Origin of the sequence: Curtobacterium sp. TC1 (assembly GCF_019844075.1) — a bacterium.
Lineage (GTDB): Bacteria > Actinomycetota > Actinomycetes > Actinomycetales > Microbacteriaceae > Curtobacterium.
Map to the genome: position 1 here is coordinate 1,046,792 of NZ_CP081964.1, position 13,506 is coordinate 1,060,297.

14 protein-coding genes and 1 riboswitch are annotated in these 13,506 nt (G+C 72.1%); of the genes, 7 read left to right on the forward strand and 7 right to left on the reverse strand.

What is annotated here, in order from left to right; translation table 11 throughout:
* Positions 1 to 71 precede the first annotated feature (71 nt).
* Positions 72 to 899, forward strand: coding sequence for a hypothetical protein (locus KZI27_RS06120; RefSeq protein ID WP_222659939.1), 828 nt, complete (start codon positions 72 to 74; stop codon positions 897 to 899).
* Positions 896 to 2,782 (forward strand): amidase family protein, encoded by a 1,887-nt coding sequence (locus KZI27_RS06125; protein ID WP_222659941.1) that lies wholly within the window; start codon positions 896 to 898, stop codon positions 2,780 to 2,782. The genes KZI27_RS06120 and KZI27_RS06125 overlap by 4 nt, the downstream gene beginning before the upstream one ends.
* A gap of 84 nt (positions 2,783 to 2,866) precedes the next feature.
* Here the strand turns inward: KZI27_RS06125 and KZI27_RS06130 are convergent, their stop codons facing one another.
* Positions 2,867 to 3,643, reverse strand: coding sequence for an isocitrate lyase/phosphoenolpyruvate mutase family protein (locus KZI27_RS06130; RefSeq protein WP_222659943.1), 777 nt, complete (start codon positions 3,641 to 3,643; stop codon positions 2,867 to 2,869).
* Positions 3,644 to 3,753: 110 nt separating this feature from the next.
* On the opposite strand from KZI27_RS06130, the gene KZI27_RS06135 reads away from it, so the two are divergent.
* Entirely contained in the window at positions 3,754 to 4,941 is a 1,188-nt protein-coding gene (locus KZI27_RS06135) for a MalY/PatB family protein (RefSeq protein WP_261784114.1), read from the forward strand.
* Between the two features lie 9 nt (positions 4,942 to 4,950).
* On the opposite strand, the gene KZI27_RS06140 is transcribed toward KZI27_RS06135, so the two are convergent.
* Positions 4,951 to 5,136: a hypothetical protein gene (locus tag KZI27_RS06140; protein ID WP_222659947.1), complete on the reverse strand. Its 186-nt coding sequence runs from the start codon at positions 5,134 to 5,136 to the stop codon at positions 4,951 to 4,953.
* 29 nt (positions 5,137 to 5,165) lie between these two features.
* Positions 5,166 to 5,654 (reverse strand): GNAT family N-acetyltransferase, encoded by a 489-nt coding sequence (locus KZI27_RS06145; protein WP_222659948.1) that lies wholly within the window; start codon positions 5,652 to 5,654, stop codon positions 5,166 to 5,168.
* Between the two features lie 68 nt (positions 5,655 to 5,722).
* Between KZI27_RS06145 and KZI27_RS06150 the strand changes: the two genes are divergently transcribed.
* Positions 5,723 to 6,607, forward strand: a complete 885-nt coding sequence (locus tag KZI27_RS06150; RefSeq protein ID WP_222659950.1) for a LysR substrate-binding domain-containing protein — start codon at positions 5,723 to 5,725, stop codon at positions 6,605 to 6,607.
* Positions 6,608 to 6,661: 54 nt separating this feature from the next.
* Here the strand turns inward: KZI27_RS06150 and KZI27_RS06155 are convergent, their stop codons facing one another.
* The 4 genes from KZI27_RS06155 to KZI27_RS06170 all read right to left on the reverse strand — a co-directional run bounded on the left by KZI27_RS06155 (position 6,662) and on the right by KZI27_RS06170 (position 8,606).
* Entirely contained in the window at positions 6,662 to 6,916 is a 255-nt protein-coding gene (locus tag KZI27_RS06155; RefSeq protein ID WP_222659952.1) for a hypothetical protein, read from the reverse strand.
* Positions 6,913 to 7,395: an FBP domain-containing protein gene (locus KZI27_RS06160; protein ID WP_123673093.1), complete on the reverse strand. Its 483-nt coding sequence runs from the start codon at positions 7,393 to 7,395 to the stop codon at positions 6,913 to 6,915. The genes KZI27_RS06155 and KZI27_RS06160 overlap by 4 nt, the downstream gene beginning before the upstream one ends.
* 85 nt (positions 7,396 to 7,480) lie before the next feature.
* Complete coding sequence (locus KZI27_RS06165; protein WP_123313316.1) at positions 7,481 to 8,218, reverse strand: M48 family metalloprotease; 738 nt, start codon at positions 8,216 to 8,218, stop codon at positions 7,481 to 7,483.
* 13 nt (positions 8,219 to 8,231) lie between these two features.
* Entirely contained in the window at positions 8,232 to 8,606 is a 375-nt protein-coding gene (locus KZI27_RS06170; RefSeq protein WP_111084962.1) for a BlaI/MecI/CopY family transcriptional regulator, read from the reverse strand.
* 229 nt (positions 8,607 to 8,835) lie between these two features.
* A riboswitch (glycine riboswitch) is annotated at positions 8,836 to 8,941 on the forward strand.
* A gap of 49 nt (positions 8,942 to 8,990) precedes the next feature.
* Between KZI27_RS06170 and gcvT the strand changes: the two genes are divergently transcribed.
* The 3 genes from gcvT to gcvP are packed head-to-tail and all read left to right on the forward strand — an operon-like array spanning position 8,991 to position 13,427.
* Positions 8,991 to 10,109 (forward strand): glycine cleavage system aminomethyltransferase GcvT, encoded by a 1,119-nt coding sequence (gcvT, locus tag KZI27_RS06175; RefSeq protein ID WP_222659954.1) that lies wholly within the window; start codon positions 8,991 to 8,993, stop codon positions 10,107 to 10,109.
* 4 nt (positions 10,110 to 10,113) lie between these two features.
* The gene (gene gcvH / locus KZI27_RS06180; RefSeq protein WP_123313318.1) at positions 10,114 to 10,491 is read left to right on the forward strand and encodes a glycine cleavage system protein GcvH; all 378 of its coding nucleotides are present in this window, start codon (positions 10,114 to 10,116) and stop codon (positions 10,489 to 10,491) included.
* Positions 10,488 to 13,427 (forward strand): aminomethyl-transferring glycine dehydrogenase, encoded by a 2,940-nt coding sequence (gene gcvP, locus KZI27_RS06185; RefSeq protein WP_261784115.1) that lies wholly within the window; start codon positions 10,488 to 10,490, stop codon positions 13,425 to 13,427. Before gcvH ends, gcvP begins: the two co-directional genes overlap by 4 nt.
* Positions 13,428 to 13,506 lie beyond the last annotated feature (79 nt).

Below are 13,506 nucleotides of genomic sequence, written 5' to 3' on the forward strand. Positions count from 1 at the left end.
AGCGCACCGTTAGCTTTCGGATCACTGAGTACCCGCTCAGCACCCGACCTCCTCCCGAAGGACCTGCACCCATGCAGCACCGCCTCCGGCTGCGCCCCCGCGCGACGATCGTGTCCTCGACACTCGTCGCCGCCGGGGCGATCGGCCTCGCCGCCCTGACCGCCGCACCGGCACAGGCAGCACCGACCGCGACGACCGCGACCATCGACGCCCCCACCACTGCGACCGTCGGCACCGCGTTCGACGTCGACCTGACGATCCCGGCGACGACCGACGTCTACGCGTACGAGATCACGCTCGACGCCGACGCGGACTCCGTGGCGTACGTCGACGACAGCGTCACCGGTCCCGACGGCGGGTTCGACAGCGTCGAGCAGGACGGCGACACCCTGACGGTCGTGCACACCCGCCTCGGGACCTCCCCGGCGCTCAGCGGCGACCTCGCTGCCTCGATCGGCCTGACGCCGACCGCGCCGGGCAGCGTCGACCTGGCGGTCACGAGCATCACGCTCGTCGGCTCCGACGGCACCTCGACGACCCTGACCGACCCGGCGAGCACCTCGATCTCGATCGCTGCAGCGGCGACGGCCACGCCGACGCCCACCCCGACGGCCACGCCCACCCCGGGCGCCACCGCCACGGCCGACCCGGGCACCGGCGCGGGCGACCCCGACCCGACGGCCACGGCCGGCCCGAGCGACCCCTCCGACCCGACCAACGGCGCCACCGCCGTGGCCGCAGCGGGTGGCGACCGTCCGACCGGCGGCGAACTCGCCTGGACCGGCGCCGACGTCGCCCCGTGGATCGCCGCATCGCTGGCCCTCCTCGCCGCCGGCGGAACCCTGATCACCATGCGTGCGCGCCGCGCCCGCCGCGAGCGCACCGGAGCAGCCGAATGACCGCCAAGAAGCCGGCCACAAGCAAGCAGGTCGCGGCAACGCCCACGACCAGCCGGAAGCGCACCGCCGTCGCGGGCGCCTCGCTCATCGCCCTCGTCGGCACCGTCCTCGCCGCGACCCCGGCGATCACGGCAGCAGCGGCTCCGGCGGCCGTGGACGCCAGCCCCGCCGCGATGCTCGCGCCGTACTACACGGACCTCGACCTGACCGGCGACGACCAGGTCACGAAGTCCGACCTCGCGGTGCTCACCGACCACCTGGGCACGACGAGCGCCAGTGACGACTGGGCGACGGTCAGCGCCGCGGACACCGACGCCGACGGCACGATCACCGTCGCGGACCTCGCGGCGCTGTCCCAGCGGATGATCTACGACGACGGCCCGTTCACGCTCGTCGAGGCGTCCACCATCGACATGCAGGCCGCCATGAACGCCGGGGTCACCACCTCGGTCGCCATCACGCAGGACTACCTCGACCGCATCGCCGCGTACGACCGCACCAAGGTCGACACCGCGTCGACCGGTCGCGCGCTCAACTCGATCGTCACGACGAACGCCGAGGCCCTCGCCGCGGCGAAGACGGCGGACGCCGAGCGGGCCGAGCACGGCATGACGAGCATGCTGCTCGGCGTGCCGATCGCCGTGAAGGACAACTACGACACCAAGGACATGCCGACCACGGGCGGCTGCGGCTGCTGGGACGACAACCAGACCGACACCGACGCCACGATGGTCGCCGGCCTGCGCGGTGCCGGTGCGGTGATCCTCGCCAAGGCCAGCCTCGACGAGTTCGCCTACGGCTTCGTCTCGGAGTTCTCGTCGAACCAGCCCGCCGGTTCGTCGTTGCTGGTCGCCAGCCCGTACAACACGGCGCAGACCGCCGGCGGCTCCAGCGGCGGTACCGGTGCGGCGATCGCGGCGAACCTGGCCGGCATCGGGTTCGGCACCGACACCGGTGGCTCGATCCGCATCCCGTCCACCTACAACCAGCTCGTCGGTATCCGTCCGACGGTCGGCCTGGCCAGCCGCGACGGCATCATCCCGCTCGCGCTGACGCAGGACACCGGTGGGCCCATCGCCCGGTCGGTGACCGACGCGGCCGTCGCGCTCGACGCCGTCACCGGTGTGGACGCGGCCGACCCCGTCACGAGCGCGCAGTCCGGCAAGGTGCCCACCTCGTACACGTCGTCGCTCGACGCCGACTCGCTCGAGGGTGCCCGCATCGGCTACGTCACGAGCATGGTCGGCACGAACGCCACGACCAAGCGGCTGTTCGACGCGTCCGTCGCGAAGCTCGAGGCCGCCGGCGCGACCGTCGTCCCGATCACCGCGACGACCGCGTTCAACCGGGTCCTGTCCGAGGGCAGCGGCAGCACGAACGAGTTCAAGCACGACCTGGACGAGTACGTCGCGAAGCACCTCGACCCCGACGTGACCGCCCGGTCGCTGCAGGGCATCCTGGCCTCGGGCGAGTACGTGCCGAGCCGCAAGTCGACCTACGAGTCCCGCGACCTGATCACCGACGCGCAGTACCAGGCGTGGGCCGGGCCGACGGGTTCGCACACGACGCAGCTCGCCACCGGCAAGCAGCTCGTCACGCAGATGCTCGACGACCAGGACCTCGACTCGCTCATCTACCCGTCGGGTACGCCGTACGGCACGCAGTCGACGAACATGCGTCTGAGCCCGAACACGGGCATGCCGGCGATCACCGTCCCGATGGGGCAGGCGACGGCGGCCGACGGCACGATCACCGGCGCCGGCGTGAACCTCGAGTTCCTCGGCCGCTCGTTCGACGAGAGCACGTTGATCGGCCTCGGCTACGCCTTCGAGCAGGAGACGAAGGCGCGCACCACGCCCGCGCTGTACCCGGCGCTCGGCTGAGCTGAGCGGGTCGCGTGACGCGACCAGAGAGATGACGGGAGGCCCGGTGCCAGCTGGCACCGGGCCTCCCGTCCGTCTTCTTCGTCAGTTCAGGGTCGGGGTGTCCTCCGGCACGACGCCGTCGGCGTACAGGTCGGTCGCCAGGTCGCGCAGCGCGCGCAGCGCGACGCGCTGCGTGAGCGGACCGTAGGAGATGCGGGCGACGCCGAGCGCCTCGTACTCGGCAGCGGGCAGGGCACCCGGCAGACCGATGACCGACAGCTTGCCGCGGCCGAGGCCGTCGACGAGCTGCTCGACGACGTCGCGCTGGATCGCGCCGGGCACGAAGACGAGCGCCGCGCCGTTGTCGAGGAACGCCTTCCCGCGTGCGATCGCGTCCGCGATGCTCTCGTCGATCGGACGGTCGCCGCCGCGGGCGATCGCGTCGGTGCGGGCGTTCAGCTGGAAGTCGACGCCCTCGGCCTGGGCAGCGGCGGTGATCGCGGCGACCCGGGCGACGGCTTCGTCGAAGGGGCGCAGGCGGTCCTCGACGTTGGCGCCGACGATGCCGGAGCCGATCGCGCGCCGGATGGTCTCAGCGGGGTCCTCGAACCCGTCGTCGAGGTCCGCGGTGACCGGCAGGTCGGTCGCGGCGGCCACGATCGCGGCGCCCGACAGTGCGAGGTCGAGGGGCATCCCGCCGTCCTCGTAGCCGTACGACGCGGCGATCGAGTGTCCGGCGGTCGCGATCGCCTTCGTGCCGGGCAGGTCGCTGACGACCTTCGCGGTGATCGCGTCCCACACGTTCACGACGCGGAGGATCTCCGGGGCTTCGTGCAGCTGCTTGAGGGTGGTGGCCTTGTCGGCGGTGCTCGTGCTCATGGGACCGACAGTAGGCGGGGCGACGCCCTGCGTCCCAGGGTGCGCGGAAGACGACGCTCGATGACAGGCGGGCTCGCGCCGGGCCTCCCGGTCGGTGCATGCTGGGACGCATGGCGAGCGACGAGCAGGACCCGGTCGGCACGCTCCGCGGGGTCCGGACGAGCATCAAGTGGACGCGGTACGCACCCGACGTGCTGCCCCTGTTCGTCGCCGAGATGGACCACGACGTCGCGCCGGAGATCCGGCAGGCCCTGATCGAACGCGTGTCGCAGTCCGACCTCGGCTACCTCGACGGCCCCGGGCCGCTCGCGCCGGCGTTCGCGCAGTTCGCTCTCGACCGTTGGGGCTGGGAGATCGACCCGTCCCGGATCCACCTGGCCACCGACGTCAGCGTCGGCATCGTCGAGTCGCTGCGACTCGCGCTGCCCGACGGCGGCCGCGTCGCGATCACGCCGCCGGTGTACCCGCCGTTCTTCGAACTCGTCGACGAGGCCCGATGTCAGGTGGAAGAGGTCCCGCTGCTCGAGCAGTGGGGGCAGTACCGGCTCGACCTCGACGGACTCGAGCGGGCGTTCGCCAGCGGGGTCGGCGTCTTCCTGCTCTGCAACCCGCACAACCCCGTTGGCCTGGTGCACGACCGGGCCGACCTGCTCGCGATCGCCGAACTCGCGGCGAAGTACGACGTGCTCGTCATCAGCGACGAGATCCACGCACCCCTGACCCACCCGGGCGTGCAGTTCACCCCGTTCGCAGCCGTCGCCGAGTCCGTCGGAGCCCGCAGCGTCTGCGTGACCTCGGCGAGCAAGGGGTGGAACCTCGCCGGTGTGAAGTGCTCGATCATCGTCGCCGGTGACGACCGCACCGCCGCGCTCCTCGACACCCTGTGGGAGGAAGTTGCCTGCCGCACGAGCATCCTCGGGCTGCACGCGAACCTGGCGGCGTTCACCGTCGGGACCACCTGGCTCGACGAGGTGGTGTCCCAGATCGTGGCCAATGACCGGCTGCTCGCGAAGCTCCTCGCCGAGCACCTGCCCGGTGTCGTCTACACACGGCCGCGCGCGGGGTACCTGGCGTGGCTCGACTTCCGCGGCATCGGGCTCGGTGACGACCCGGCCGTACCACTGCGTGAGCACGCCTACGTCGCGCTGAACTCCGGACTCGGGTTCGGGAGCGAGGGGCGCGGGTTCGTGCGCCTCAACCTGGCGTGCTCACCGGAGACGCTGCGCGAGGCCGTGTTCCGCATCGCCTCGGCGTACCCGTCGAGTGCGCAGGAGGGGCTGGTCTGGCACGTCGCGTGAGCGCGTGGGTCAGTCGATGTACTGGTTGCGCCCGACGACGCGGATCTGCAGGTCGTCGGTGCGGTCCATCGCCAGGACCTCGCGTGCGACGAAGCCGACGGCTGGCCAGCGGTCGACCTCGGTGACCATGAAGCCGTCGATGAACACCTGCCACGCGCCGCGCTCGCGGACCGCCTGCACTTCGTACGTCGCCATGCCGCGAGCGTACCGAAACCGGGCCGCTGTCAGTGCAGCTCGAGGGTCATGTGGACGTCGGCACGGACGTAGGGGCTCGGCACGAGCTCGTCGGCGCGCAGGTGCCGGAAGCCGAACGCCTCGTACAGGTGCACGGCGCTGGCCAACTGCGCGTTGCTCTCGAGGTCGATGCGGTGCGCGCCGAGCTCCCGGGCCCGGTCGAGTGCAGCGGCGATGAGCTTCCGACCGGTGCCGTGCCCCTGGTGTCCGGGCGCGACGGCCATCTTCACGAGCTCGAACACCCCCGGGGTCGTCGGCACGATGCCGATGCACCCGATCACCTGGTCGTCGAGCCGCGCGACGAAGACGGCGCCGCCGGGCTCGACGACGTGACCGACGGGGTCGCCGAGGAACTTGCGGTCCTCGTCCTCGAGCGCGAAGAACTGCGTGATCCAGGCCTCGTTGAGGACACGGAACGCCTCGGCGTCGGCGGGGGTGGCGAGGTCGGCGATGGTGACGGTGGAGGTCGCTTCGGGCATGGCTCCATCCTCCGATCCGGATGGGGTCACGTCCAATACTCGTTCGCGTTGATCGATACGCTGCATGCATGGATCGGGAACCGGACGTCGACCTCCGCCAGCTCCGTGCATTCCTCGCAGTGGCCGACGAACTGCACTTCGGCCGCGCTGCCGAGCGCCTCCGTATCGCGCAGCCCGCGCTGTCCCAGCAGATCCGCCGCACCGAGCGCGAACTCGGCGTCGACCTGTTCGTCCGCACGAGCCGCAGCGTCGCCCTCACCGCCGCCGGCCAGGCGCTGCAGGGGCGCGCGCGGTCGTTGCTCGGGCAGGTGCGCCGCGACCTCGACGAGACGGTCCGGGTCGGTCGGGGCGAGGCCGGCCGGCTCGACGTCGGCTTCGTCGTGTCGGCGCTGCCCCTCGGTCCGATCGAGCGGGTGCAGGCGTTCCGTGAGGTCTACCCCCTGGTCCGTGTGGACCTGACCGAGGGCTACTCGTCGACGCTCCTGGCCCGGATCGTGCGGGGCGAGCTCGACCTGGCCGTCGTGCGAGACCCGGATCCGGAGCCCGCCGTACGGCTGCTGCCGTTCCGGACCGAGGCGTTCGTCGCGGCGGTCCCACGCGGACACCGGCTCGCCGATCGTCGAGCCATCAGCGGCACCGAGCTCGTGGACGAGCCGTTCGTGTTCTTCCCCGCCGTGGCCGGTTCGCTCGCGACCGAGCGCAACCTCGCACCGGTCACCGCCGGCGGTCGACGACCCACGGTCGTTCAGGAGGCCACGACCTGGGCCACCGTCCTGCACCTGGTGGGTGCGGGACTCGGCGTGACCGTGGCTCCGGAGAGCGCCGCGCTCGCCGCACCGGACACCGTCGTGCTACTGCCGCTGACCGACAGCGATCACCGCAGCGAGTTGTCGTGGGCGATGCGTGTCGACGACGACCGCGAGATCCTGCGGAACTTCGTCGAAGCCGACTGAGCGAAGCAGACTGAGCGACGCCGACTGCGCGACGCCCGGCGGGAAGCGCTCCGCTCAGCCGAGTGCGAGCACGGGTGCACGGTGGTCGCCGAGCTCGTCGACGTGCCACGGTCGCGCGCCGCGCAGGGTCAACCCGAGCTGCACGAGCACGAACCCGACGTGGGGCTCGACGTCCGGGTCCCACGGCCCCTCGACCCCGAGACCGAACGTACCGAGCTCGTCGTCGGCCTCGTCGCGAAGGGTCAACCGCCAGCGTCCGTCGCCGAGCTCGTCGACCACGGCCCAGCGGGCGGTGCCGAAGCGGTTCACGCCGACTTCATGATGTCCGCGGTGAAGTTCTGCACGCGTTGCAGCAGCGAGGCGCCGCGCATCGCGATGGTCGCCGGCGGGTTGAGGTGCGGGGGCGCGGTGCGGATGAGCATCGAGCAGCCGAGGTCCTCGCAGATGTAGGTACCGATGGTGTTGCCGTTGCGCCCGGCCTCGCCCGCACGGGGCGCCGAGAACAGCCGCACCTGCGTCGCCGGCTGCGGGGAGTGGCAGAACGAGCACATCGCGGCGATGCCGGCGCGGAGGGACCCGCCCGCGGACCGGACGATGATGCCCACGGGGCGGTCGTCGATCCAGGACACGATGTACCCGCGGCGGGCGGCCTGCGGGTCGCGCCAGCCCAGGAACTCGCGCTCGTCCCAGAGCATCTCGTGCAGGCCGGGGATCGGCAGCTGCTCGAGCTCGTCGGGGGTGGCGTTGACGAACGAGGATCGGATGTCGGCTTCGGTCAGTGGCTTCACGGTCCGATCACCATATGCCTCGCCTCCGACACGTGCTCGCTCAGGAGAGACGTGCGGGCGACGGCGCGGTCGCGGATCGCCCCGCTCAGGAGAGACGGGAGGCGCGGATCGCCCCGAGCGCGCTGCTCTCGTCCGCCACCAGGACGGCCCGGCGCAGGGCGTCGCGTCCGACGCGTCGGGCTGCGGCGTCGTCGGCGGCGAACTCCACGAGGACGCGCGTCGAGCGCGCCATCGCGCGCGCACCGGGCACCCACGGGACCGCACGCTCGATCGATTCGGCGACCGCGACCGCCGCCGCGTGGTGCTGGGTCAGGTGGGCGCGTTCGTGGGCGACCACGGCCTCCAGTTCGTCCGTCCGCAACCGGTCTGCCAGGCCGGTGCTGACCAGCACACCGCCGCTCCGTCCGGGCACGGCGCAGGCCAGGGCGTGGTCCGCGTCGACGACGGCCACCGGGGTGCCGTCGATCTCGCGGTGCGGGGCGACGCCGGAGCGCATCGCCTGGCGGACGGCTTCGTGCTCGGGCCCGGGGCGGACGCGGACGGCGACCACGAACGCGATGACCGCGAGCAGTGCGACGCCGACGTTGAAGCCGTGGGTGGGGGAACCGTCGCCGCCCAGGAGGTCGGTGAGCGGGCGGTCGGCGAGCACGACGAGGGCGATGCCGGCGACGAACCCGACGACGCCGAGCAACACCGCGAGCGACCAGCACACCAGGGCGGTGCGCGGGCGGTCGATGGTCCAGGCGGAGCGGGTCAGCACCCTCGGGGCGAACACGACCACCAGCAGGGCGAGGACGATGAGCGCGATGCCGGCGACGACCACGGAGCGACCCCGGTCAGGAACGTGCGCGGGCGTCGAGGGCGCGGCGCAGGGCCTCGAGGTCGTCGGAGGCGAGCGAGCCGGTGAACTGCAGCAACGCTGCTTCACGGTCGGCCGAGGCGGCGAGCGCACTCGACATGAGGGACGCGGTCTGCTCGTCGCGACTGTGCACGGCGCGGAAGCTCAGCGGGGCGTCGTCGTGCTCCTGCCGCTCCACCTGCCCCTTGCGGCCGAGCCGGTCGAGGACGGTGAGCACCGTGGTCAGTGCTGGACGGGGCTCCGGGAAGGCGTCGAGCACCTGGCGGGCGGTGAGGCCGTCGGTCACGGAGCGGAGCGCGTCGAGCACCGCCTGCTCGAGCTGCCCCCTGGGGCGTGATCGCTGTCCGGCCATCCCCGCATTCTACGAGATGTCGAAGGCCGGTACGCGACACACGTTCGTAACGCGGTCTCGGTATGCTCGGCGCGGACAACTGAACACACCGGCCGTTCATCCGTCGCGGGAGACGCCGTGCAGTGCCCACGGGTACCTCGTGCCCACGGGCACATCGTGCCCTCGGGCGCACGCACGGCACCGAAGGAGCAATCCCCCCGTCAATCTCTCAGGTCCCACACCGCAGCGGACAGGCCACTCTGAAAAGCAGACGCTCAGTCGTCTCGCCCACGGTGAAAGCCGCCGGACCTCACGGGCCGCGGTGAAACTCTCAGGCCCATGACAGAGGGGGAGTTCCACCCGGCGATCGTCGCCGGGCCCTGCTGATGCCAGGAGAACTCCGCCATGAGTCCGACGCCACTGCGTTCGTCCCCGCTCGAACCCGCGCACGAAGCCGCCGGTGCGACCTTCACCGACTTCGCCGGGTACCGCATGCCCGTGCGCTACTCGTCCGACCTCGCCGAGCACCACGCCGTCCGACAGTCGGCCGGGGTCTTCGACCTGTCGCACATGGCCGAGATCGGGGTGACCGGTCCGGACGCCGTCGCCTTCCTCGACCACGCGCTCGCCGGTTCCTTCGGCGCGATGCCGCTCGGCCGCGCGAAGTACTCCCTGCTGCTCGCCGAGGACGGCGGGATCCTCGACGACCTCGTCGTGTACCGCACCGACGACGACGTGTTCCTCGTCGTCGCGAACGCCTCGAACCGCGAGGTCGCCGTCGCCGCGCTGTCCGAGCGCACCGACGGCTTCGACGTCGCGGTGTCGGACGACTCGGACAGCACCGCACTCGTCGCGATCCAGGGCCCAGCGGCCGCCGGCACGCTCGACGCCCTCGTCGTCGCCGATCGCCTGCAGCCGGAGAGCCCCCTCGACGACCTCGGCTACTACCGCGCCCTGCACGCCGTGTTCGACGGCTCCGAGGTGCTCGTCGCCCGCACCGGGTACACCGGCGAGGACGGCTTCGAGCTGTACTGCGCCCCCGAGGTCGCCCCGGCGATCTGGGACGCGCTGCTCGAGGCCGGCGCCGACCGCGGTGTCGTCCCCGCCGGACTCGCTGCACGCGACACCCTGCGGCTCGAGGCCGGCATGCCGCTGTACGGGCACGAGCTCAGCACCGACGTGCGCCCCGCCCAGGCCGGACTCGGCCGCGTGGTCGCGAAGACCGGCGACTTCGTCGGCGCGGCCGGTGTCGCGCCGTCGGACGACGCCCGCGTGCTCGTCGGGCTCGTCACCGATGGGCGCCGCGCCCCACGTGCCGGCTACGACGTCGTGCACGACGGCGCGGTCGTCGGCACCGTCACCTCGGGTGCTCTCTCGCCGACCCTCGGCCACCCGGTCGCGATGGCCTTCGTGGACCCGGCGGTCGCCGCCGAGGGACAACTCCTGCACATCGACGTCCGCGGAACGGCCATCCCCAGCACCGTCACCGCGTTCCCCTTCTACCGCCGCGCCTCGAAAGGCTGATGTCATGACCGACCAGACCGCACTCCAGTACACGGCCGACCACGAGTGGCTCCTCGTCGAGGGCGACACCGTCACCGTCGGCATCACCGACCACGCCGCCGAGCAGCTCGGTGACGTCGTCTACGTCGAACTCCCCGCCGTCGGCACCGCCACCACCGCCGGCGCGCAGATCGGCGAGATCGAGTCCACCAAGAGCGTCGGCGAGCTCTTCGCGCCGATCGAGGGCGAGGTCATCGCGGTCAACGACGCCGTGGTCGACGCCCCCGACACCGTCAACCAGGACCCGTTCGGCACCGGCTGGCTCGTGAAGATCAAGGTCGAGGGCACCTCGTTCCCCGAGGACCTGATGGACCACGACGCGTACCGGGCGTCCATCGCATGACCGGCCCCGACGACCAGCAGGTGTCCCAGAACCTGCAGACCTCCTTCGCCGACCGCCACATCGGCACCACCCCGGCCGACCAGCAGACGATGCTCGACACCGTCGGCCGGCCGTCGCTCGACGCCCTGGTCCGCGCGGCGATCCCCGAGTCGATCCACGCGGCACCCGTCACCGACTCGGTGATCCCCGCCGCCGTCGGTGAGACCGAGGCGCTCGCCGAACTGCGGGCGAAGGCCGGACGCAACACCGTCCGCCGCGCCATGATCGGCCTCGGCTACCACGGCACCCACACGCCCGCCGTGATCCAGCGGAACGTGCTCGAGAACCCGAGCTGGTACACGGCCTACACGCCGTACCAGCCGGAGATCTCCCAGGGCCGGCTCGAAGCGCTCATCAACTTCCAGACGATGGTCTCCGACCTGACGGGCATGGCCACGGCCGGCGCCTCGATGCTCGACGAGGGCACCGCCGTGGTCGAGGGCATGCTCCTCGCCCGCCGCGCGTCCAAGGTGAAGGGCGACGCGTTCCTCGTCGACGACGACCTGCTGCCGCAGACCCGCGCGCTGCTCGACCACCGCGCGGACGCCGTCGGCATCACGCTGCGTGCGTTCGACCCCGTCGCCGGACCGACCGACGAGCAGCTCGACGGCGCCTTCGGCGTGATCGTGCAGTACCCCGGTGCCTCCGGCCGGATCGTCGACCCGTCGTCGATCATCGAGCGCGTCCACGCCGGCGGCGGCATCGCCGTCGTCGCGGCCGACCTGCTCGCCATGACCCTGCTCGCCAGCCCCGGCGACCTCGGCGCCGACGTCGCCGTGGGGACGAGCCAGCGCTTCGGCGTCCCGCTCGGCTTCGGCGGCCCGCACGCCGGGTACCTCGCCGTCCGCGCCGGACTCGAGCGCCAACTGCCCGGTCGCCTGGTCGGGGTGTCCTTCGACGCCGACGGTGCGATGGCCTACCGCCTCAGCCTGCAGACCCGCGAGCAGCACATCCGCCGCGAGAAGGCGACGAGCAACATCTGCACCGCGCAGGTCCTGCTCGCCGTCATGGCCTCGATGTACGCCGTGTACCACGGACCCGAGGGGCTGCGGTTCATCGCGAACCGGGTCGCCCGGACGACGTCGGCGCTCGCCGCGGTCGCCCGTGACGCCGGCCTCCAGGTGGTGCACGACGCGTACTTCGACACGCTCACCCTGCGGGCCACCGGTCGCGCCGGGGCGGTCGTCGCCGCAGCGCAGGACGCGGACTTCCTGCTGCACCAGGTGGACGAGGACGTGTTCCAGCTCTCCGTCGACGAGACGACCACGCCCGACGACGTCGCCCGACTGGCGGGCGTGTTCGGGGCCGTGGACGTGACCGTCCCCGCGACCGAGGCTGCCGTGCGTGACGCGGCCACGGGCCTCCCGGCCGGGCTGCAGCGCGAGAGCGAGTACCTGACGCACCCCGTGTTCAGCGCACACCGCAGCGAGACCCGCATGATGCGGTACCTGAAGCACCTGGCGGACAAGGACTACGCGCTCGACCGTGGCATGATCCCGCTCGGTAGCTGCACGATGAAGCTCAACGCGGCGACCGAGATGGCGGCCGTGACGTGGCCGGAGTTCGCGAACATCCACCCGTTCGCGCCGCGCGGTGACGTCGAGGGCTACCTCGACATGATCGGTGACCTGGAGTCCTGGCTGGCCGAGGTCACCGGGTACGACACCGTGTCCCTGCAGCCGAACGCGGGCAGTCAAGGCGAGCTCGCCGGGCTCCTCGCGATCCGCGGGTACCACCAGGCCAACGGCGACGCCGAGCGCACCGTCTGCCTCATCCCGTCGAGCGCGCACGGCACGAACGCCGCGTCGGCGGTCCTCGCCGGCATGAAGGTCGTCGTGGTCGCCTGCGACGAGAACGGCAACGTCGACCTCGAGGACCTCCGCGCGAAGACGGAACTGCACGCCGACACCCTCGCGGCGCTGATGATCACGTACCCGTCGACCCACGGCGTGTACGAGCACGACATCCGCGAGATCTGCGACGCCGTGCACGACGCCGGCGGCCAGGTCTACGTCGACGGCGCGAACCTCAACGCGCTGCTCGGCCACGCCCGCTTCGGCGACTTCGGCGGCGACGTCTCGCACCTCAACCTGCACAAGACCTTCTGCATCCCGCACGGCGGCGGCGGACCGGGTGTCGGTCCGGTGGCCGCGAAGGCGCACCTCGCGCCCTACCTGCCGGGGCACCCGTTCGCGCAGCAGGCCGACCGCCGGCCCGGCTCGACCGCGGCCGACGCCGACGCCCGACTGGCGCACGCCGGTGGCCCGGTCAGCGCGGCCCCGTACGGCAGCCCGAGCATCCTGCCCATCACCTGGACCTACGTCCGGATGATGGGGCTCGAGGGCCTCACCCGTGCGACCGAAGCCGCCGTGCTCGGGGCGAACTACATCGCGGCACGACTGCGCGACGCGTTCCCGGTGCTCTACACGGGCGACGACGGGCTCGTGGCGCACGAGTGCATCCTCGACCTGCGGCCCCTGCGCGACACCACCGGCATCACCGTGGACGACGTCGCGAAGCGTCTGGTCGACTACGGCTTCCACGCCCCGACCATGTCGTTCCCGGTCGCCGGCACCCTGATGGTGGAGCCGACGGAGAGCGAGGACCTGGCCGAGCTCGACCGCTTCGTCGACGCCATGCTCGCCATCCGGGCCGAGGCCGCGGCGGTCGAGCGTGGAGAGTGGCCGGCGGACGACAACCCGCTCGTGCACGCCCCGCACACGGCGTCGTCGGTGATCTCGGGGGAGTGGGCGCACGCCTACACCCGCGAGCAGGCCGTCTACCCGCTGCCCGGCATCAGCGGCCGCAAGTACTGGCCGCCGGTCCGCCGGATCGACCAGGCGTACGGCGACCGCAACCTGGTGTGCGCCTGCCCGCCGGTGGAGGCGTTCGCGTAGCGACCCGCGTCCTCGACGCACCACCGAGACGACGGGAGGCCCGTGGCGGATCCGCCACGGGCCTCCCGTCATCCCTCGG